Below are 21,028 nucleotides of genomic sequence, written 5' to 3' on the forward strand. Positions count from 1 at the left end.
AGTTACTTGTATTTCTTTGATGAATCACGTTTTGGGACTCATTCTAAATTAGGTTATGGTTGGTTTCGTAAAGGTAGCAGAACTCAAGTTAAAGCCAAAATGGGCTTTCAAAATTTCTATGTTTATAGTGCGGTTAACCCAATCACAGGTGATGATTTTACTTTAATGATGCCAAATGTCAATACCGTTTGTTTAAATATATTTTTGGCAGAGATGTCTAAACAGATAGGAGAACAAAAAGCGATTATTGTTATGGATTGTGCTGGATGGCACAAAGCTAAAGAGCTAATTATTGCAACAAATATAGAAATTCTTTATTTACCCCCATATTCTCCTGAATTGAATCCTTACTTTTACCCACAATTCTGGGAGAGAAATATAGATAATATTTCGATACTTTCTGTAAGATTTTCGTAGCCCCTCCATAGTGTCATAGTTCCTGGTAATTTATCATTTTTTCTATTCATAAATCCTCCTAATTTACCAAGCCAGATAATAGCTTGTTTCATAGTTGGAGGTTCTTCAGGTATGAAAATAGTTTTATGCTCTCGAATATAAAGAGTTTGCCATTCTTGTGAAGTTAAAATCTTAGTACACACTTCTTGCGGATGAGATATTGCTACTTTTGATAAATATAAAATTTTAAATGCAATGATGCTTTTTATGGCAATTAATTTTTCTAGTCTTTCTTTTGTAGCTAAACGAGAATTTTCTATTTTACATCCAGATTTTAGAACTCTGAAATATTCTTCAATTCTCCATCTTAACTTATACCAATTTATCCTTTCAATCGCATCTTCAAAATTACTGACAGGAACATTAGTTAGCAAGAGCCAATCAATTGCTTCCACTCCTTTAGGGGGGACTTGTTCTTTAGCTCTTACAACATAGAGCACTACTTTATCACTGATTTTGTGTTCAGTATTTTTTGAACCATATAATGAAGGGGTTCTAATTGGTATTAAACCAGACATATATTTTATTTCAATATTTGCCATTCTTGCTGCTTCATTGTTCTTTTTTGGAACTTGAATTACTATTTCTTTCTTTGCGGATATCTGATTTATATGGGTTTGCAAATTTGTTTTTCTTCCCTCTGTAGAAATAAATTTTCTATTTTGTCTATTACGAACAATAAACAAACTACCCTTTTCTTGACACGACCATAATAGTTCAAAGATATCTGCTTCTCTGTCACCAATAGTTATAACTTTAGTATCTTTAGGTATAATATGCATAGTGTCCTTAAGTGCTGCTATCCACTTATAACTTTCTTTATCTTCAGTAGAAGATATATATTTTCTTCTTGATTTTTCTTGTGCAGTTTCTTCACGTATAACACGAGCCCAACATTGTTGAGAAGATAATCCTAAAGGTAATCCTTCCATTGTAAACATCAAGGCACTATGCACAATCAGCCCCATTTTATGTTTTGTATAAGACTTTGAGACGCTACCGAGCCCTTTAGTTTTAATATGAGAATCAAAATCTAGGTATGTTGTATCCTGAACTGAAAATACAAACTCATTACCTTTAATCCTTTCTTGTGTTTCTTTATAATGTGAATAATAAATTCCCGCTGGATCAAATTTTTTATTGCTAAATAATCTATACGCTCCTTTAGCCTCTTTCCAACTTCTGCAACTTTGATTTATTGAACCAAAAGCTTTGCTTTCTATAAGTGAGCTAGTTTTAATAAGTCTTTTTATAAGCCTTTGATCTCCAAAGTTAACATGCCTAAATTCCCTTTCTAACCACTTATCACCTAAGTTGTAAGCATTAGATAACGCTTGCATATTCCTCATTCTTTCCCCTTCTTATATTTTAAGTATATAATTCAATATTAGTTTATACTTAATTTTATATTTGTGGGTAAAAGTAAGAATTGAATCCGACAGAAAAATTGTGGCAATATTTAAAGTCTAATACTATAAAGAATAGAGTATATGACACAATCGAACAACTAGAAATAGTAGTATGTTCCTGCCTTAAAAATTTAAGTGCCTCACTAATTAAATCGATTTGTTGTATGAATTATTTGCTAAATTAAATTAGGGAATTAGTATTACTTACCGCTATACACTACGCCGGGCAGTGTTAATTTCTATCGTAACGGTATGGCAGATAAAATAATGCCCCTAACTGGTATGGAGAATATCCTACCGACTGAAATCGAGCAGAATCAATGCCGCGATGCTATATTTAAGGCATTCTATGTTGATATATTCAGAATGCAGAAAGAAAACAAAGAAATGACTGCCACTGAGGTGCAAATTAGAACGGAAGAACAATACCGTTTAATGTCCCCGATGGTTGGAAGAATTGAGAGTGAGTTGTTAAATCCGTTAATTATGGCGATATATCAAACACTAATCAAATATAACAGAGTACCGATCTTAGAGGGGGCAAATAGCCCACCTGAGATAGAGATTGGATATGTTTCACCACTATCTACTCATCTTCGAGACGAAAAAGTGCTTGAAACGTCTAAAGAATCAGGTTCGCAGTGGTTTTGGTATGAAGTTTGTAGTCATGTAAACATCACTTTTCTACTTGACATACTAAAAATTAGTCAACATAATGCTTCTTATGTGTATTACCATTGTTTTGTTTCAAATAAAAACTCTTGTCATTAAAGTACACTTTTATCAGTATTTCTTTATTATAAAATTCCACAGGTGAAAAAATGTAGTCAGTAACGAGAATTTAATTCTACACTCCACTCGTCGCATAATACTCACGTTCTATAGCATAATTTCTGCTCATATTTATCTCGAAGATGAGTATCTAGGGTACAAAAAACATCAGCAATAGCCAGCGTTGAACAAGTATTAGGTTTTTTCCAAAGAAGTGGTATAAGTAACTTTTTTCCTGAGATTTATGATAATATTAACTGGGATGAGTGTTTTAAACTATTTTTTGAACTACGAGAAGCCCCAAGCTCAATCCCCCGACTTCCGCATTTTTTAATAAGGCATAAGCTTAGAAGGCTCATAGTGCTGGGATTTTTAAAATTTAGGCACAACATTATTTTGTTATTTTAAATATATTGCAGCATGGTCTGAACGTTTGATGTTAAAGGTTTTATAGATTTTTCTAGCTTCGTTTTTTATTGCACTTGGTAGTCTATAAAGATCACCAGTCTTTGTATGTCTTAAGATTGAAGCCTGTACTGATATTAATAATTCAACGATGTTAGTTACACTGATCTTTTGGGTCAGAGCAACCTTGTATTCTATAGTTTTAAGCACTGCAAAACTCATATAACACACAGCTATGTGTGCTTCTATCCTTTGTTTAGTCCAGTGAAAAATTGGACGCATTTGTAAATTATGTTTATTGATTCTAAATTGCTCTTCAATTACCCATAATCTAGCATATTTTGCTATTGCTTCATGTGGAGTTATAGTTTGGTCATTGGTGATTACCCCATGCATGCCATCCCACAACGCATCCTGCTCTATCTTCTCTGCGTCAATATAGCTCTTGCCATTTTCACTAGAAGTATATTTTTTTACTCCACTATTAGATATAAGTTTTTTAGTACTACCAGACTCACCAATAGTCTTATTAATTTTATCTAAAATTTTTTGTCGCTCCTATGCATCATTAATAGCCCTTTTAGATTTATAACTGGTAATTAGACGTTTACCATCATGCTCTAGATCGGCAATCCAAGTAAGATCATTGCCTATAACAGTAGGCTTATAGTTTTCCTCTGATAATATTTCTTCTTTCTTTTCTTTCTTGAGTGTTTTAAGCTTTGCTGCCACAATATAACGATAACCACCTTCATCGAGAGCTTGCAAGTTAGCTTTACTAAACATTGCACGATCAGCAATAAAACAGACATCTTTAACTTTAAGATACGCTTGCCAGCTATTTATTGCTTTAATTAACGTACTAACTTCTGCAGTGTTGCCACTAAATAATTCGTACCCCAGTGGCAGTCCATCCTCATTAGTTGCTAGGGCAAGAACTAATTGCGTAGTATTAAAGCGATGATCTTTACTATAGCCAAAGGCTCTTAGCTCATCTATTTCTACTGATTCAAAGTATAGTGTAGTGACATCAAAAAATACTAGGCTAATCTCTTTATTAGGAATCAGGGTTAGGGTGTTTTTAAAGCATAATTCTTTAATTTTAGGTATTTGCTCATGTAATTTGTCCATCATCCGATAAGTAGCATCTAGATCATGATGCTTGTCAAATTGATCGCTTAAATACTCAACTATCCCTTTTTTACTATCTGGTCTTACCATGTGGGCTAATACTAAATCCTTCAGCATCCCAGCATCACGTTTCCTTGCTAGTAACTGGTTAAAATGCAGCTGATCATAAACATGCCCACCTATTTGATGCACCCCTTCCACAACTCGCTTGACTTCTACAACCTCATTTAGTTTTACTTCATTAACAGGTAAAATATCTTTTAACTGTTTGTTAGTTGGACGACCTCTTTTAACCTCGTTAGTATCATCAGTAAACAAATTCCCCTGCCCAGTTGCAGCTTCTCTCTCAGCTTTGATCTTGGCAATCAAATCCTGTGCTAAAGCGACTAATTTAGCTTCTTCTACTTCATCTACGAAGACTCCTAAATGACGTACTATACGCTGTTTGACGTTACCTTTACTATCACGATAACCTTCTACTATTTGGATAGATTGCCTTGGACTATTAGGACTTTTTTTACGACGTATGTACATATTAGGGCTATAAAATATGGGGCTATATTCAATTAATTAAATAATAAACAACATCGCAGTTAAAGTCAATAATAAAATATCTACTAGGCACAATAGAACGAGAGTACCACTTCACCTCCTTACTACTCATCTTCGAGACGAAAAAGTGCTTGAAACGTCTAAAGAATCAGGTTCGCAGTGGTTTTGGTATGAAGTTTGTAGTCATGTAAACATCACTTTTCTACTTGACATACTAAAAATTAGTCAACATAATGCTTCTTATGTGTATTACCATTGTTTTGTTTCAAATAAAAACTCTTGTCATTAAAGTACACTTTTATCAGTATTTCTTTATTATAAAATTCCACAGGTGAAAAAATGTAGTCAGTAACGAGAATTTAATTCTACACTCCACTCGTCGCATAATACTCACGTTCTATAGCATAATTTCTGCTCATATTTATCTCGAAGATGAGTTACTAATGCCACTTATAACAACTAATATCAAAAAATCTGCGGAAGTCAGGGGAACTCGGTCGGAGACCCCTCTGTTGTAGGGGTCTCTTGCTTGTTCATCAATTACCCTTATAATTTGGTAAAATCTTTGCCTTAGCATAGATTTTTAATATACTAACTGGATAAGGCTTATCGACCTTAAAAGTCACATCAATATCAGTTTTAATTTCTCCGTGCATAATAAAATTCACCCAGCCTGATTGGTAAGGAGTGGCAAATAAGTCACATACTTCTTTAGTAGCTGTTGATGTTGTTAAATATTTCTTATCATTCACCAATCTAATCAATGCATCACTATCTACATATCTACTATTAATATGTTGCCTGTCTATTTGTCCATTATCTAACCTTTCTTCAATATAACCACCTTTACTATTAAAGACCTTTAATCCAAGTTCTGCATCTTTTTTCGGAGCGTGTTCTACTTCATCCGGGAATATTAGGGGAAAAGTTTGTAATATCGAAGAATAAGGAAAACCTACCGACAAATGTCTTACTGGATGTTTTAGCTTAATCAGCTCATTATCGATAATCCTTAAATCATGTAATTCCTCATCACCAATAATAGATACAGCAATTTTCTGAAAGATTGGTAATATAGTGGCAATATTGATTTGCTGGAATGATGGCAGGCAGTTACGAGCTATACTACTTAACTCATAAGCACCAATATCAGGAAACAGCTTTTTAAAAACAGGAAAATATCTTTTTGACAGAAGCAGGTACTTTTCTAATTTAATACTCTTCTCATCTTCAAGGATATCTTTCAGTAAAGCCGGATGAAAGCTCGGCATAATTAACTGACAATACTCAATAATGTTACGCTGCAAATAAGCTAGCCCTTCTTTGAGTTCTTGCATTTGCTCAAATATTCTACTCGCTAATGCCTCAGTATAACCTTCTTCGCTATATATCGATGCTCTAGAGGACGATAATGAGGACTTACGATCTCTGCCCATTATTGGGGCAATTCTGTTTAGTACTTCATCTACAATTCCATCGATAGTTTGACTAAAAATATCAGATAGAATATATTCCCTAACATCTTTGCTTAATGGTTTATCGAGTATGATACTCCTTAAGCATTCAACTATTTCTTCTCGTCTTTTGGAGTTACTAAGTTCATTAATCTTGTTATCACTATGTATTTGTTGTAATTTATCGATTAACTGATTAGTAATGCTTGATAGTTTATCATTTATTTGTTGCTTACTAGTATGTTGATTAAATCCAATAATTTGCTGGTCAATTAATTGTTTGGTTTGCTCACCAAATATATATTGAGTCAGTTCCGGATGAGCGATATTTAGCAATTCCCGGTAAAAATCCATTCTAGTTTTGGCAAAAAACTTTTGTAAATTAACTAGCAGTCCGGATTTTTTACCACTATCCTGCTCGGCATAATATAGCAATATTTTCTTATTGAGGTGACTAACCGCTAGTCGCATCTCTTGTATTTCTCTACTTATTTCAAATTGCAGATCAATATTTTGCTTAGCAGTTGCCATAATATCTTGCACCGTACCAGCAATGAACCTAATTAGTTCGGTATTTAGCTTTTTTATTTGTACACAAATAGTTGGACGAAAAGAAAAAGCACTATTAGGCAAATATTCCATCAAACCACCATCTCTTAAAATAGCTGGTACATCTATTTCATTTAGTAGCTCCACGGCTTCAATGATATCACCACCAAGCCGCTCACCGTCATATAATAATTGCTCGATTGTAACAAAACTTTCAGGATTATTTAAAAATAGATTGTCTAACTCCGCATAAATACGCGAGAATATTCGATGATAGGCAAAAGATACCGCCAAAATATTCATAATCTTCGGTAAATAATTTTGATAATATTTTTGTAAAAAATTCTCTATCTCTGCTCTATGTTCATCATAATTAGCAACCAGCCTATTTTTGTATTTAAAACAATCACTAACATTATCTAGCTTAAGTCTTAGAATAGTTTCTGCTTGAGCTTGTACAATATGCTCTAATTTTGTTATATCACCTCTAAACTCATAAGCACTGTCGTCTTTTAATGCTTGTATGATTGAACGGTAGGCGGCATTCTCTCCCGGCTGTTGGATATTAACATGACAATCGGCATATACTGCTTTGTCCATCACAAAATTATTGGCAGAAAAATAGCGAGTTTGCAGCACTTCTAGATATTCCTTGCTGCTTCTACCAGTATCATCACTTCTCCGAACATGCAAATATAACATATCGCTACTTTCAGCATAGATTGGCGTGATGCCTAATACTTGACCATTACCACCTAGCCAATGTTGTGACCAGCCCATAATTTTTAAATCATGCGAATAGATAAAACTAGCAAAAGAGCCATTTTTTAGTACTGCCACTACCATTGAAAATGGGCTATTACAACCGACAATTTGTCTGATGCCACCAGCAAATATATGTTCAGCATAGGCAGTAATGTCTGATATCTGAAAACCGCCTTTTTCTTGTGAATAATACAAACTATTTATTTTACAGCCATTACCTTCAACAAAGAAGATAGTCTTACCGATTACTACTGGTTTCAGTGGTGATATCGGTAACTCAATCTCTTTATGGATTTTGACAAATTCCCCCTTAGCTCGATCTCCTTCTTTGACTAAATAAATGCCATCACTAGTACCTAATAATAATTCATCAGCAAAAGGTACTGACCACAGGACATTATCAAAAGTAGATGAAGAGAAAGTTGCTGAAAAAGCGGTTAATGGGTTTCGTGCTTCTAGTAAGGTTCTATATGCCATCCTAAAATCACTAAAATCTCCCTTATAACTTGCCCAAATTGAATGAATATTTTTATTAACCCCAAAGCACCATAATCGGTTTTCAAAAGTAACCACTGAAGTACAATATAACTTCTCCTTATTGGCTTGGTAGATATTGCTTTGTCCAGCTGACTGGCTAGCTGCTCGTTGGTGAATAGCTTTTAGCTCATCGTTAATTTTGTCTACCTCTGCTCCGTAGATTACTTCATTAAAAGGTTTTTGTATTAAGCGTTCTCTTTGGTCACTTCGTCCTGTCGAAAAATAGTTAACATGACATTTCAATGCTTCAATGATAAACATCTTATCTTTGTTAGGGAATAGCTCATAGCTGCTACTGGACGCTATCTCAGCTCTTTCACCATATTCTACCTGTCTCTTTCTTGCCTGCTCTTCAATATGTTGGTAAAATTGCTCGACAATTTCCGGGTCAATGGAGAATTTAAAGATTGGTCTCTTATCGCCAAAAGAAATATAAGCAATTCCTTGAAACACTACATAAGAAAAATCCTTAGGACGAAAATGAAAATTTTGCCCTTCATCCTGTATAACTTTACTAGTTAACAACAATTCACCACCAACAAAGAATAAGCAACGAGTTTCTAGCTGATGCGATTCAAAAACCAGCAAGTAGGATAATTTCCTTGAGAACATTACTGCTGCCATTTTCTTCGGCACATTATCAGTGAACAAGTGAACAAATTGTGTACCGTGTCTACGCATAATGCCACCTGATGGCAGCAGCATGAAGTTAATTAACTTCTTAACTCCGTTCTGATACAAAGCCAGCTCGGTTCTCCCTTCAATGGTGGGAGTTAGCTCACCACCTGAGAAGTTGTTTTTTTGTGAATATACAAATTGCTCTTGTTGCATAGAATATTTACACTTCGCCGGAATTAATTAGGTTATAATCAACCGAGTAAATCCTTCTTGTTTCTTCTAATTTGATCAAATATTGTTTCTTTAGTCCATCAGTAAACACACTATCGGAATACATAGCAAATGATACTTGTGAGGCTAACGATAAAGCCGCTAATAACTTAAAGATGCTTGGCACTTGTTGCCAAATAGTCGTATCATTATTTAGCAAATTATCAACGATGTTTCTGCTATAGTAAAACAGCGAGGTAAGTTTACCCCCTTTAAAGTGAATCTTACCTGCTTCACTGTAAAATTGCAGGTTAGATGGCACTATTACTGCACATTTAATACAATCATTAATATCCGGTATTTCAGTGAAGTTTTGTCTATTACCTTCGATATTATCGACTCTCCGTAAGGCAAATGACCATTTAACCATTAGCACAGTATCTTCAATAGCAGGATTAACAAACTCCTCACATAATTCTTCGGCTTTTGATATCCTGCCACCACCAATGCTACTAATACCAACATTTGATCCAAGTAGTACTACTGCCTTCTTGATAATATCATATTTCACGGTAGTTACACTCAACTACAAATAATACAAATTTTCCATGAATAAATTTTGTAGTTATGCATCATCCTCATTCTCACTCTCAACAATACCACCACCAAAGTTATCGTCCTCAATGTCACCACCACCAACATCAACAGCACCATCAGCAAAATCATCAGCATCAACACCACCAAAATCATCACCAACATCAGCAGCAGCACCGGCAGCCGCTCTTCTCATGTTAAGCCCTCGTACCCTAGTAGCTAAGTTATTGTTAGCCATTACTGCTAAATCATTATCATTGATATCCGCCTTATTATCAACATTACGACACTGACTACCAAACATCTGCCATGGCATTGTTATGCTATGTACACCTCTTCGGTGATTCTTTTTCGCTATTTCTTCCCACAATGCCCCTTGATGGCTGCTACGATCGTAATTCTCTAAACATTTAATTACTACTACTGCTTGTTCATTATCACGGCTAGCTCCAAAGGCTTCACTGTAATATAGCACCTTGGCATAATGATATTGTACTAGCTCTTCTATGCCTTTCTTGCTAGAACCGTTGACAGTATTGAACCTTATCGCTCCTTCATTAAAGGCATAGCAATCCTTTACAGCATATCTAGGGTGATTAGCATTCCCAGTATCATCAAATATACCACCCAACATCTCACTAGTAATAAAGGTAAAGCCTAAGAAACTATTAACTTCACCACTCACTAAAGCTCTAACGTTATTATAGTCATAATTGGTAATTTGCGGGTCGCGTAACAAGTCGGAGATTTGATTACTTGAACATAGTAAGTATAATTTATCATACATACCAAAAGAGCGTTTTTTTAAGATATGATGAGCTTTAATTAGTTTCTCAACAGTTAGCCCAGCTCTTTTCGAGTCAATGATACCTCTGTTGCCAGCAACTGCAGCTTGAGCATTTAAGGTTAAATTAGCATCAGTAACCCTAATTCCTACCGGTATCACATTATTAGCTACATCAAAGTTAATCACATTATTGCCTGTCCGTCCTGCTCTGACAGGACTGGCAAAAGCACTAATAATTACCCGGTCTTGTTGTCTACCCATTGCCCAACCTGCCATTTTAGGAAAATGTGAGGTGGGGTCGGTTAATAAGTTCAACTTATCATTTCTATCCATGGTAGCGTTCCAATGATAGCTTGATGCCGTCAAAAAGCGTCTTGAAATAGTAGGAATTTTAAATTCTATTTGTTCTAATCTAGCAGGGTCTCCATCATCAGCATAATGTCCATGTAAGCCATTATGATCAATTAGGTGTCTAGCTCTACTCTCGACCTCATGGGTAGTCATTGACTCAAAGCTAATTACTTCAGTATCTTGCGTACCATTAGTAACGCATTTTCGCAGCTTAGAACCTTCTTGTTGAATAACTAGGCTGATATTTTTGGCAAATTGTTCTTTAAGACCATCTGTTATTTGTTCCATTTTTCCTCCTCAAATAATCTATCAATATTTAAAGTGCTATATCATTTATACTAGAATGTGGTTGTTGTCCGCTATGCAGCTAACAAGCTTTCGGGTATATATGCTATTAGTGGCTCTTTTATGATAGGTTATTGCGAAGTTGCAGCCTTAAATGAGTTGTCACCTACTTCATGACTTTAATGATTGGTTGGTTACGTTATTTTTTATTGTTTTTTATCATAAGCGATCTTATATAATTGTTGCATACGTCTAACAGCTTGATCATGTCCCGTATGGTCTTTAGTCCTTAATTTTACCATAAACTCAGGGTCAGAATCAAGTTTTTCTATCTCTGACAATGCAGCTTCCCGGCTATTAATTGCAGGTAGCTCTTTACCAGTTACTAACGAGTCGGATTTTAAAGTTTCACCAACCCTAACTAACAAATCTACTAAAGCTGGCGAGTAATTGGAATCTTCAATTAATTCAGCTAGTTCTTTAGTACCAAACTTAGACAAGGCTGCCTGCATCACTGTCATCTTACTGTCAAAACCTTCACCATAAGTGTTTTTCAACCAACCAATGTGAGAGTGACGTGTTTGCTCGATAGCATTTTTTTGCTGTTTTTGTAAATCCTGCGAAAAACCATACAGAGAATTAAGCAGCTTCTCACCTTGTCTTTTAGATAGTCCGCTTTGGTAAAACATGTCTTCATAACGAGTTAAGTACTCCTCATCTTCCTTGGGTCGTTTATCAGTATATCTCTTATCTTCAGGCAGTCCAAGTCGACAATAAAATTTATGCCATTCTTCATCAGAGCTATCATCTTTTGGCATGGCAATTCGTTGATTCAAGCTTTTCTCTGCTTCCAAATAGCTCTGAGCTAAAGATGAGACATCCTTGAATTTACCCAGTGACTCAGCCTTACGTATTTCCTCAGGCATATTAGCTAACCAATCATTACCAAAGGAATTAGGACTAGTTTCATAGTTATTAGCAGTTACTTCTTTACTCATAGGTTATTCTTCTTTTAACACTTCTATTTCTTTTTTTAACTGTTCTATTTTTTCAATGGTTAGTTTTGTATATTTAACTATTTTTTCTATTGGCTCATTATCAATTAACATTTCTTTTGCTGTAGCTATAGCTTTGTTTTCTTCACCTTTCTCAAACCCTTCTTCCCTACCTTCTTCCCTACCTTCTTCCCTACCTTCTTCCCTACCTTTTTGCTCAGCTGAAACTATATAATCACGTTGTTTTAAGGATTCATTGACATATCTATTATAAGCTATACGTTCTTTTGTAGTCATTTTTAGGATGCTAAGTCGTTCAGCTACTTTCTTCATATAAGGTGATTTAAAATCATCTCTAACCTCATTGTGTTTAGCAAAATATAACCATTCATCCATTTCCTTTTTTATAATATCGTCAAAAAGTGGTACGGAAATAACAAAATATTCTGGAAATACATTATGAATATCCACTACCTTACCCTCTGTATCAGCAAGATGCAGGTCTATAGGATGTTCTCTATCGATTTCTCTAAAAATAGTTTTACCGTAATATAAAGGCGATTTCATACCTGCATAAGCAAAATATATTAAGTTGATATGAAATACTTTTTTGATGCTAGCATAATCTTGACTCGCATAAATACTATCAACAATCAACCGGCTAGTATTAAAGCAAGCTTTATGGAGAAACAAGCTAGTATAAGTGCGATCTATCTCAACAATATATTTATGACCTTGTTGGTCTTCAACAACAACGTCAGCAATGCTTTTTTTTAGGTCTACACTTTCTTTATTACTTTCACTCTCCAGTAAGGCAATGATTTTTACTGCTGAATAGCCGCCGGCATCTCTAAGTATCGCCGAAATAAATCCCTCGACTATCTCATAGTCACCTTTGTTCTTAAGTAAATATTTAATTGCATAGTCCAACGATATCAGCGGTTTACTGCTCATAAGTTATCCTCATTATAAAAAATCACATTTGTCTGTTTAAAAACTATTTTTTTACTATTGTAAACTACTACTCTATTTTAGCACCATCAATATTATTAACTCCATCATCTCTTGACGCTTGCGAGCATATGTATAAAAACAAAGCTCGCATGCCTTCATTGAAAGCGGTGTAGTTGCTTTCTTGCCGTATAAAGTTGCTGTGATACACACCACTTAATTGAGCCAAGTCTTCTAATACTATTCTACCATCTTCTCCACTAAAAATCTGCAAATAAATTGATTTTAATTGCTCTTTTGTCACTATTGTGGGTGGAGATTGAGTTGCTCCCGAGTTAATTGATAGTTTCATTTTATTGTCCTTGTATCTGTTGTTGCTGTTGTAATTGTTGCATTTGCATCATCTTACGTTGTTGTCTGATTTGTAATACTTCTTGTTCACTCTTGAGGATTGAGCTTGGGGCTTCTCGTAGTTCAAAAAATAGTTTAAAACACTCATCCCAGTTAATATTATCATAAATCTCAGGAAAAAAGTTACTTATACCACTTCTTTGGAAAAAACCTAATACTTGTTCAACGCTGGTTATTGCTGATGTTTTTTGTACCCTAGATAGTGGTGAAACATATCCAATCTCTATCTCAGGTGGGCTATTTGCCCCCTCTAAGATCGGTACTCTGTTATATTTGATTAGTGTTTGATATATCGCCATAATTAACGGATTTAACAACTCACTCTCAATTCTTCCCGACTTCCGCATTTTTTAATAAGGCATAAGCTTAGAAGGCTCATAGTGCTGGGATTTTTAAAATTTAGGCACAACATTATTTTGTTATTTTAAATATATTGCAGCATGGTCTGAACGTTTGATGTTAAAGGTTTTATAGATTTTTCTAGCTTCGTTTTTTATTGCACTTGGTAGTCTATAAAGATCACCAGTCTTTGTATGTCTTAAGATTGAAGCCTGTACTGATATTAATAATTCAACGATGTTAGTTACACTGATCTTTTGGGTCAGAGCAACCTTGTATTCTATAGTTTTAAGCACTGCAAAACTCATATAACACACAGCTATGTGTGCTTCTATCCTTTGTTTAGTCCAGTGAAAAATTGGACGCATTTGTAAATTATGTTTATTGATTCTAAATTGCTCTTCAATTACCCATAATCTAGCATATTTTGCTATTGCTTCATGTGGAGTTATAGTTTGGTCATTGGTGATTACCCCATGTATGCCATCCCATAATCCATCTTCTGTTATTTTCTTTGGGTCAATATAGCTCTTGCCATTTTCACTAGAAGTATATTTTTTTACTCCACTATTAGATATAAGTTTTTTGGTATTACCAAACTCACCGATAGTTTTGTTAATTTTATCTAAAATTTTTTGTCGCTCCTGTGCATCATTAATAGCCCTTTTAGATTTATAACTGGTAATTAAACGCTTACCTTCATGTTCTAAATCGGCAATCCAGGTAAGATCATTGCCTATAACAGTTGGCTTATAGTTTTCCCCTGATAATATTTGTTGCTTCTTTTCTTTCGTGAGTGTTTTAAGCTTTGCTGCCACAATATAACGATAACCACCTTCATCGAGAGCTTGCAAGTTAGCTTTACTAAACATTGCCCGGTCAGCAATAAAACAGACATCTTTAACCTTAAGATAAGCTTGCCAACTGTTAATTGATTTAATTAAGGTGCTAACTTCTGCAGTGTTGCCACTAAATAATTCGTACCCCAGTGGCAGTCCATCCTCATTAGTTGCTAGGGCAAGAACTAATTGCGTAGTATTAAAGCGATGATCTTTACTATAGCCAAAGGCTCTTAGCTCATCTATTTCTACTGATTCAAAGTATAGTGTAGTGACATCAAAAAATACTAGGCTAATCTCTTTATTAGGAATCAGGGTTAGGGTGTTTTTAAAGCATAATTCTTTAATTTTAGGTATTTGCTCATGTAATTTGTCCATCATCCGATAAGTAGCATCTAGATCATGATGCTTGTCAAATTGATCGCTTAAATACTCAACTATCCCTTTTTTACTATCTGGTCTTACCATGCGGGCTAATACTAAATCCTTCAGCATCCCAGCATCACGTTTCCTTGCTAGTAACTGGTTAAAATGCAGCTGATCATAAACATGCCCACCTATTTGATGCACCCCTTCCACAACTCGCTTGACTTCTACAACCTCATTTAGTTTTACTTCATTAACAGGTAAAATATCTTTTAACTGTTTGTTAGTTGGACGACCTCTTTTAACCTCGTTAGTATCATCAGTAAACAAATTCCCCTGCCCAGTTGCAGCTTCTCTCTCAGCTTTAATCTTGGCAATCAAATCCTGTGCTAAAGCGACTAATTTAGCTTCTTCTACTTCATCTACGAAGACTCCTAAATGACGTACTATACGCTGTTTGACGTTACCTTTACTATCACGATAACCTTCTACTATTTGGATAGATTGCCTTGGACTATTAGGACTTTTTTTACGACGTATGTACATATTAGGGCTATAAAATATGGGGCTATATTCAATTAATTAAATAATAAACAACATCGCAGTTAAAGTCAATAATAAAATATCTACTAGGCACAATAGAACGAGAGTACCACTTCACCTCCTTACTAATGCCACTTATAACAACTAATATCAAAAAATCTGCGGAAGTCAGGGGAAAATTGTCGATCAGTTAATAGACCGCCTTCCTACTTCTCTCTCGTTCAATAATTATTACGAGCCTTTTCTTGGCGGTGGGGCGTTGTTCTTTAAAATCAAAGATAGATTCAAACAATGTTTTTTATCTGATATTAATTTAGAATTAATTACCAGCTATAATATGGTAAAAAAGAATCCAACAGCAGTAAATGATTTATTGTCCCAACACAAAGCACAGCACTCAAAAGAATATTATTACAGTGTACTAAACAATTAAACAATGATAACAGCAATGACCCTACTAACATCACTGCTCGATTTCTTTATTTAAATAAATATTGTTTCAATGGTATTTATTGTATCAACAAAAAGGGCAAGCTTGGCTTGCACTTTTCTACTCACAACTATGGTATTTCTCATTTTAAGAAAAGGCTAAAACAATGCAGTAGCTTTCTAAGTGATACCGTAATTTACGTCACTGATTTCTCATTTATCGAACCTAAGGAAAATGATTTTGTCTATTTTGATCCGCCTTATCATAAGGCTGGAGAGAAATTTTATACTCGATTGCCCTTTAATGAACAGGAACAAGTCAGGCTAAGAGATTTTGCCAAGGAACTCACTAGCAAAGGGGTAAAACTAATGATTTCTAATAGTAATACTGACTTTATCCGAGAAATATACCAAGATTTTACCATAAATACTGTTGACATTAAATACACCATAACCGGACAGAAAGTAAATGTACAGAAAGAAATCGCCAAAGAGCTTATCATTACTAACTATGAATAAGCTTAAGTAGCTATGCTGTTTACTCAACATATACTCAGCATTACTCTTGCGTTTAAGTATATTTAACATCTCTTATCTGTTGCATCAATTCTTCAATCATTTTTTGCTGTGCTTTAATCTGTATTTGCAATGCCTCAATAATATTATTAAATTGAACATTATCAGTAATTTCTTTTGTTTCTTTTGGCAGAGCTACTTTATTTTCTGTAAAAAATTCTGTGTCTTTCAGAATTTTGTCGAATGGAATCGCAGCTTTGTTCTGAAACTCTCTAACTTGCTCCTTAGCTATAATATCATATACTTCTGTTGACCTTTGATCCTTATGACCTAAAGCCTCACCTATTATCTCTCTATTTGCTCCAGCTTTACGCATCCAACTACCATGTGTTCTTCTTAAGTCATGTATCCTTAAGTCGTCAATACCCGCTACTTTACAAATTTTCTGCCAAGCCTCCTGTGGGACTGCTATGTGACCACTCTTACTATCTTTATGGCTACTTGGAAATACCCATACTGATTTATTATTATTTTCTTTTTGTCTTCTTGTCAATATGCTTAGGGCAGAGTTCACTAAATGAACTCTTTGTGTTTTATTATTTTTAGCAATCTTAGCTGGTATAGTCCATGTCATGTTTTCAAAATTAATATCCTGCCATTTCATAGATAAAACATTACTTCTCCTAGCTCCAGTAAATAATAGCATTAAGATAGCATCTGCAGTTATACTAGTACATTCTGCAATAACTGTCTTAATAAACTTTGTCAATTCCTCTATGGTTGCAATATATCGTTCTCTAACTTTTTCCGGATTCTTTTCAATACCCTTTGTTGGATTCTTCTCTAACATTTCCCATTTAATACCCCTATTGAACATCGCACTAAATAACTTAACAAAGTCGTTAGCACTATATGGACCTCTATTGTTGCTAATATCATTAAACGTTTTCTGAATATCAGCCCTTGTTACAGTAGCTATTTTCATGTCATAATAATCTTTACCTAATCGTTTCATTCTAGCAATATCATTTTCCCAGCCTCTATTTCTACGTTTACAGTGTTCTTCAATATAATGTTTATCAAAAAACTCTTTAACGGTTAATTTGGTTAATTTATCATCTATTGGATTATTTGTTAGTTCGGCTGGTTGATTATCTATTTGATTATTTGCAATAGCTAATTTTTCAAGAGGGTTAATGCCTCTTTCTATTTGGCTTTTTAGTTCAGCAGCTTTATTTCTTGCCTCTGCTACCGACATATAAGGAAATTTACCTAATCTAATTGCCCGACAACGACCTTTCTTCTCTACTGTTTTACGTAAGTAAAAAGTCTTGCTTTTGTTCACAATAAGATACAAGCCCCTTTCTTTGGTATCATTATAAAAATCTTGTTTAGTTTTAGGAAGAATCATTTTACTTACAGCTTGTTGGGTAAAATTTAAGTCAAAAGTTGTCATATACTTACCTTAATTATATTATTAGTTTCAATAGCGTTTGCACTGATGATGTTATTGGTATTTTTTATTTAAATTAAGTAGTTTTTTATTGATTTCTAATATAGGAGGGCATAGAGTAAAATCCTGTTTTTTGTTTTGCGAAAAATAGACACTGAGGTTAGATTGAAATTTGATAGATTGTCCTCTAACCTCGGTGCTGACACTACATCACGTAGTATCGTCTTGCATAAATACAATTATTTTTCCGCAGAGTAAAGGGGATTTTTTAATAAAATTAAAAAATTTTTTAGGCTCTTCAGAATAATGTTAATCTAATAACAGGCAGTAAAATTGTTATTATAGTTTTCGAGGGTTAACATTTTTGCTGTTCTGAACTTTCAGTTTGGTAGTTTTGGTTATTGTATTTTTAGGAAGATGAAATGAACTGGTGTCATATATCTAGGCTCTGAACAAAATTCAAATTACTCTATTTTAACTTTTTAGCTGCAAATTATAAGATTTTTTTGAAATAGGATTAACTATTATGGCAAAAATTTTATTAATTTTCTCTTAAAAATACTCAAAATATAGACAATTTAAATTTTGTTCACAGGGGCTAGATAAACTAAATTGTTACATAATTATTTAATATAATTATATAGCAACATTAACATTAATTAAGTACTTAAATTAACCTATTTTTGTTGACTATTATAATAATAGTACAACTAAAAGTATGATTATAAGAACACTATTTTTATAGTGATTTTTTTGGGATTTTCCTCAATTTTCACGAAAAATTGACTAATATATTAAGTCGAAATAATTGCTAAAATGTTAATTAAAATTATAGGAGAAAAGCTTATGAGTATTAGGGCTTCAATGGTACAAAACAATAGCAAAAATAGCACCACTGCGATGGTGCAAAATTTTTACTATATTCTAGCCAGTTTTGGATTAAAATTTTTAATTTTAATCCAAAACTGAGGTTTTAAATAACCTTGGCACTATATAGCTATGTAACATTAGACCTTTGTTTGTAAGATTAATATGACCTTTATCACCTAATCCCTCATCCCACCTAAGTAAACCTAGCTCTTTATAGTATGTTGCCTTTCCCATATCTAAAATCTCAAATAATTGTTTACCAGTTCTTTTCTGTATACTATCAATAGTTATACCCTTTTCAAGACGTAGTCCCATCATCAACATTTCTTCAATTATTTCTTGCATAGAAAGTTTATTAATCTGCTGAATACCACATCCTAAACTATCTACAGCTTGTAACCATTTTTCTGGTTTATGCCACATCATGATACTATAGAGATTAGATGTAAAATTACTATCACACATGTTAACCCTACTGTGGCTACCCGGACCTATACCTAAATAATTGTCATATTGCCAATATGTCAAGTTATGCTTACATTCATGACCTAATATAGCATAATTTGATATTTCATATCTAAGATATCCTTGAGACTTTAAATAGCAGTTAGTCCACTCATAATGGTCAGCTGCTTGATCTGAGTTTGGTATAGTCAGATTTCCCTCGTTAAACAATTTGTAAAATAACGTACCCTTTTCGATTACCAGTTGATACAGTGAGATATGACCTGAGGCAAGTTTCATGGCATTGGTAAGTTCATCTTGCCAACTTTCTAGAGTTTGGTTACTTCTTGCATAAATTAGGTCAAAAGATATTCTAGGGAAAAGATGGCGAGCTGTTTCAATAGCTTTGATTGCTTGCCCTACATCATGTTGTCGTCCTAAACTCTTTAAGTCATCTTCCACTAGAGACTGGACACCAATTGACACACGGTTTATTCCAGCTGATCTAAAGTCCCTAAATTTTTCAGTCTCAAATGAAGTGGGATTCGCTTCTAAAGTAATTTCTGTTTGCTCATCTATTATTGCTAAATTTGCTATTTTTTTAATTATTCCTTCAACAACAAATGGCTTCATTAAAGATGGAGTTCCACCTCCAAAGAAAATAGATTTTATATATTTATGACCTATAATATCCTTGAAATGATCAAGCTCTAGTTCATAACATTTCAACCATGTATCATGATCTACTTTATCTACAACATGAGAATTAAAATCACAATATGGACATTTTGACAAACAAAACGGCCAGTGTATATATATCGATAAAGGATTTTTCATGTTTATGCTTAGTTGAACATTACTTAAGCTCATCTTTTACTATAGTCAATTGATGAGAAGTTGGTTACGTCGTCTTCGATCGCTCCTGCTACCCAATCCTCCTGAATTGACTATATCACTACTTCCAACCCCTTTATTAGACCTCTTTTGAAACTCGCTTATGCGCAAGGGTGTGAAGGAGACGCGGAACCTCGACCCGCAGCGTACTCTAATGTACGTGAGGAGCAGAGTACCGGTATCACGTACAAATCACCAGCAGAAGTAGAGTTTCAAAAGAGGTCTATTAGATCTCTTCAAATTGGTCATGCGTAAACAATAGTAGCATGTTAGCATCGATATGTTCTTTGAGAGGTGGATAGGTGATCAGATCATAAGATTGTACATCTACTTTAACCGGTAAGTTACTGTCATTAAGTAAAGTAAATATACGATCAAGGGTTTTTTCATCAAGCGAACCATAAATAACTATATCAATATCAGAATTAGGACGATAAGAACCAGTAGCACGCGAACCAAACAAACCAACTCTCTCAATTTGTTTTGAGAAGGGCAACAAAATATTACGCAGTATGTTTAACTGTTCCGTACTTAATCCATGATTAGATATGTTTACTTTCATCTACCATCTCTTCTTCTGCAAATTTCAGCATCACCAAATACATGTTCTCCAATTCAGGATAATAATCCTTTTCAATATTTATAATAATCTGTTCAAATTGTTTGAAATCGTAGGTATGTGACATCTTATTACGGGAATCTAAAGCATTCATCCATACTTCACCATTCTTAATCAAATTAGCGACAATAGCTGCCTTAAGTACGGTAGCTGGGGTAATGGTTGATAGTATCACCCCCTTATATTCTAGGTAGTCTTTAAGTACGTTCCATGTCAATTCCCACGTATATTCAAAACGCTGCACTACTCCTTCCATCTCTAATTGACTTATTTTGCGTTCTCGCATTGTGTACATCGCCTCACGTAGCAAAGCAAAAGCACGTTTAAAATTATCAAAACGATATAGCCAGCGAGGAGTTTTTATACTAGTAAATGTGGTCATGTTAGTTCATTTCTTAATAATTTTCATTATACATTATTTTCTTTAGAAATCGATCGAAGAAAATGTATAGTAATACTGATTATCTTTCAAAATAGAATTAATA

At 34.2% G+C, this 21,028-nt stretch carries 18 protein-coding genes and 1 pseudogene; 4 read left to right on the forward strand and 15 right to left on the reverse strand.

All coding sequences use genetic code 11. From position 1 onward, the window contains the following. Positions 1-6 precede the first annotated feature (6 nt). The gene (locus AAGD53_RS07175; RefSeq protein WP_341762724.1) at positions 7-417 is read left to right on the forward strand and encodes an IS630 family transposase; all 411 of its coding nucleotides are present in this window, start codon (positions 7-9) and stop codon (positions 415-417) included. Here the strand turns inward: AAGD53_RS07175 and AAGD53_RS07180 are convergent. Next, positions 354-1,796 (reverse strand): IS4 family transposase, encoded by a 1,443-nt coding sequence (locus tag AAGD53_RS07180; RefSeq protein ID WP_341762352.1) that lies wholly within the window; start codon positions 1,794-1,796, stop codon positions 354-356. The genes AAGD53_RS07175 and AAGD53_RS07180 overlap by 64 nt on opposite strands. Positions 1,797-2,117: 321 nt before the next feature. Between AAGD53_RS07180 and AAGD53_RS07185 the strand changes: the two genes are divergently transcribed. Next, positions 2,118-2,636 carry a portal protein gene (locus tag AAGD53_RS07185; protein ID WP_341762725.1) on the forward strand — a complete coding sequence of 173 codons (519 nt, stop codon included), beginning with the start codon at positions 2,118-2,120 and terminating at the stop codon, positions 2,634-2,636. Between the two features lie 399 nt (positions 2,637-3,035). Here the strand turns inward: AAGD53_RS07185 and AAGD53_RS07190 are convergent, their stop codons facing one another. The 10 genes from AAGD53_RS07190 to AAGD53_RS07235 form a co-directional block, all read right to left on the reverse strand. Beyond that, a complete protein-coding gene (locus tag AAGD53_RS07190) occupies positions 3,036-3,437 on the reverse strand; it encodes a hypothetical protein (RefSeq protein ID WP_341762726.1) in 402 nt (133 codons plus the stop codon). A 162-nt stretch (positions 3,438-3,599) separates the two neighbouring features. After that, positions 3,600-4,706 carry an IS1634 family transposase gene (locus AAGD53_RS07195; RefSeq protein ID WP_341762727.1) on the reverse strand — a complete coding sequence of 369 codons (1,107 nt, stop codon included), beginning with the start codon at positions 4,704-4,706 and terminating at the stop codon, positions 3,600-3,602. A 554-nt stretch (positions 4,707-5,260) separates the two neighbouring features. After that, positions 5,261-8,860, reverse strand: a complete 3,600-nt coding sequence (locus AAGD53_RS07200) for a hypothetical protein (protein ID WP_341762728.1) — start codon at positions 8,858-8,860, stop codon at positions 5,261-5,263. Between the two features lie 7 nt (positions 8,861-8,867). Further along, positions 8,868-9,443 (reverse strand): hypothetical protein, encoded by a 576-nt coding sequence (locus AAGD53_RS07205; RefSeq protein WP_341762729.1) that lies wholly within the window; start codon positions 9,441-9,443, stop codon positions 8,868-8,870. Positions 9,444-9,482: 39 nt separating this feature from the next. Beyond that, positions 9,483-10,877, reverse strand: coding sequence for a phage capsid protein (locus AAGD53_RS07210; RefSeq protein ID WP_341762730.1), 1,395 nt, complete (start codon positions 10,875-10,877; stop codon positions 9,483-9,485). Between the two features lie 203 nt (positions 10,878-11,080). Beyond that, positions 11,081-11,872 carry a hypothetical protein gene (locus tag AAGD53_RS07215; protein ID WP_341762731.1) on the reverse strand — a complete coding sequence of 264 codons (792 nt, stop codon included), beginning with the start codon at positions 11,870-11,872 and terminating at the stop codon, positions 11,081-11,083. Between the two features lie 3 nt (positions 11,873-11,875). Next, the gene (locus AAGD53_RS07220) at positions 11,876-12,823 is read right to left on the reverse strand and encodes a PD-(D/E)XK nuclease family transposase (RefSeq protein ID WP_341762732.1); all 948 of its coding nucleotides are present in this window, start codon (positions 12,821-12,823) and stop codon (positions 11,876-11,878) included. 67 nt (positions 12,824-12,890) lie between these two features. Then, positions 12,891-13,172: a hypothetical protein gene (locus tag AAGD53_RS07225; RefSeq protein WP_341762733.1), complete on the reverse strand. Its 282-nt coding sequence runs from the start codon at positions 13,170-13,172 to the stop codon at positions 12,891-12,893. Position 13,173: 1 nt separating this feature from the next. Further along, positions 13,174-13,578 carry a portal protein gene (locus AAGD53_RS07230; RefSeq protein ID WP_341762734.1) on the reverse strand — a complete coding sequence of 135 codons (405 nt, stop codon included), beginning with the start codon at positions 13,576-13,578 and terminating at the stop codon, positions 13,174-13,176. 72 nt (positions 13,579-13,650) lie between these two features. Beyond that, positions 13,651-15,321, reverse strand: coding sequence for an IS1634 family transposase (locus AAGD53_RS07235; protein WP_341762638.1), 1,671 nt, complete (start codon positions 15,319-15,321; stop codon positions 13,651-13,653). A gap of 154 nt (positions 15,322-15,475) precedes the next feature. Between AAGD53_RS07235 and AAGD53_RS07240 the strand changes: the two are divergent. Then, positions 15,476-16,266, forward strand: a pseudogene (locus AAGD53_RS07240) (DNA adenine methylase). A gap of 52 nt (positions 16,267-16,318) precedes the next feature. Here the strand turns inward: AAGD53_RS07240 and AAGD53_RS07245 are convergent. Together AAGD53_RS07245 and hemW are read right to left on the reverse strand one after the other, a co-directional pair. Further along, positions 16,319-17,719, reverse strand: a complete 1,401-nt coding sequence (locus tag AAGD53_RS07245; protein WP_341762735.1) for a tyrosine-type recombinase/integrase — start codon at positions 17,717-17,719, stop codon at positions 16,319-16,321. 951 nt (positions 17,720-18,670) lie between these two features. Further along, entirely contained in the window at positions 18,671-19,867 is a 1,197-nt protein-coding gene (hemW, locus tag AAGD53_RS07250; protein ID WP_342279116.1) for a radical SAM family heme chaperone HemW, read from the reverse strand. 147 nt (positions 19,868-20,014) lie between these two features. On the opposite strand from hemW, the gene AAGD53_RS07255 reads away from it, so the two are divergent. Next, positions 20,015-20,179 (forward strand): palindromic element RPE1 domain-containing protein, encoded by a 165-nt coding sequence (locus tag AAGD53_RS07255; RefSeq protein ID WP_341761753.1) that lies wholly within the window; start codon positions 20,015-20,017, stop codon positions 20,177-20,179. Here the strand turns inward: AAGD53_RS07255 and AAGD53_RS07260 are convergent. Together AAGD53_RS07260 and AAGD53_RS07265 are read right to left on the reverse strand one after the other, a co-directional pair. Continuing rightward, positions 20,151-20,486, reverse strand: a complete 336-nt coding sequence (locus tag AAGD53_RS07260; RefSeq protein ID WP_341762737.1) for a nucleotidyltransferase family protein — start codon at positions 20,484-20,486, stop codon at positions 20,151-20,153. The genes AAGD53_RS07255 and AAGD53_RS07260 overlap by 29 nt on opposite strands. Then, complete coding sequence (locus AAGD53_RS07265; protein ID WP_341761750.1) at positions 20,467-20,925, reverse strand: nucleotidyltransferase substrate binding protein; 459 nt, start codon at positions 20,923-20,925, stop codon at positions 20,467-20,469. The genes AAGD53_RS07260 and AAGD53_RS07265 overlap by 20 nt, the downstream gene beginning before the upstream one ends. Between the last annotated feature and the right edge of the window lie 103 nt (positions 20,926-21,028).

The sequence above is a fragment of the Candidatus Tisiphia endosymbiont of Melanophora roralis genome (assembly GCF_964026575.1).
Taxonomy (GTDB): domain Bacteria; phylum Pseudomonadota; class Alphaproteobacteria; order Rickettsiales; family Rickettsiaceae; genus Tisiphia.

Excerpts from the sequence above, each read along its gene's own strand:
- AAGD53_RS07180 (WP_341762352.1), bottom strand. The coding sequence starts at position 1,796 with ATGCAAGCGTTATCTAATGCTTACAACTTAGGTGATAAGTGGTTAGAA.
- AAGD53_RS07185 (WP_341762725.1), top strand. The coding sequence starts at position 2,118 with ATGGCAGATAAAATAATGCCCCTAACTGGTATGGAGAATATCCTACCG.
- AAGD53_RS07190 (WP_341762726.1), bottom strand. The coding sequence starts at position 3,437 with ATGCATGGGGTAATCACCAATGACCAAACTATAACTCCACATGAAGCA.
- AAGD53_RS07195 (WP_341762727.1), bottom strand. The coding sequence starts at position 4,706 with ATGTACATACGTCGTAAAAAAAGTCCTAATAGTCCAAGGCAATCTATC.
- AAGD53_RS07200 (WP_341762728.1), bottom strand. The coding sequence starts at position 8,860 with ATGCAACAAGAGCAATTTGTATATTCACAAAAAAACAACTTCTCAGGT.
- AAGD53_RS07210 (WP_341762730.1), bottom strand. The coding sequence starts at position 10,877 with ATGGAACAAATAACAGATGGTCTTAAAGAACAATTTGCCAAAAATATC.
- AAGD53_RS07215 (WP_341762731.1), bottom strand. The coding sequence starts at position 11,872 with ATGAGTAAAGAAGTAACTGCTAATAACTATGAAACTAGTCCTAATTCC.
- AAGD53_RS07220 (WP_341762732.1), bottom strand. The coding sequence starts at position 12,823 with ATGAGCAGTAAACCGCTGATATCGTTGGACTATGCAATTAAATATTTA.
- AAGD53_RS07225 (WP_341762733.1), bottom strand. The coding sequence starts at position 13,172 with ATGAAACTATCAATTAACTCGGGAGCAACTCAATCTCCACCCACAATA.
- AAGD53_RS07230 (WP_341762734.1), bottom strand. The coding sequence starts at position 13,578 with ATGCGGAAGTCGGGAAGAATTGAGAGTGAGTTGTTAAATCCGTTAATT.
- AAGD53_RS07235 (WP_341762638.1), bottom strand. The coding sequence starts at position 15,321 with ATGTACATACGTCGTAAAAAAAGTCCTAATAGTCCAAGGCAATCTATC.
- AAGD53_RS07245 (WP_341762735.1), bottom strand. The coding sequence starts at position 17,719 with ATGACAACTTTTGACTTAAATTTTACCCAACAAGCTGTAAGTAAAATG.
- hemW (WP_342279116.1), bottom strand. The coding sequence starts at position 19,867 with ATGAAAAATCCTTTATCGATATATATACACTGGCCGTTTTGTTTGTCA.
- AAGD53_RS07260 (WP_341762737.1), bottom strand. The coding sequence starts at position 20,486 with ATGAAAGTAAACATATCTAATCATGGATTAAGTACGGAACAGTTAAAC.
- AAGD53_RS07265 (WP_341761750.1), bottom strand. The coding sequence starts at position 20,925 with ATGACCACATTTACTAGTATAAAAACTCCTCGCTGGCTATATCGTTTT.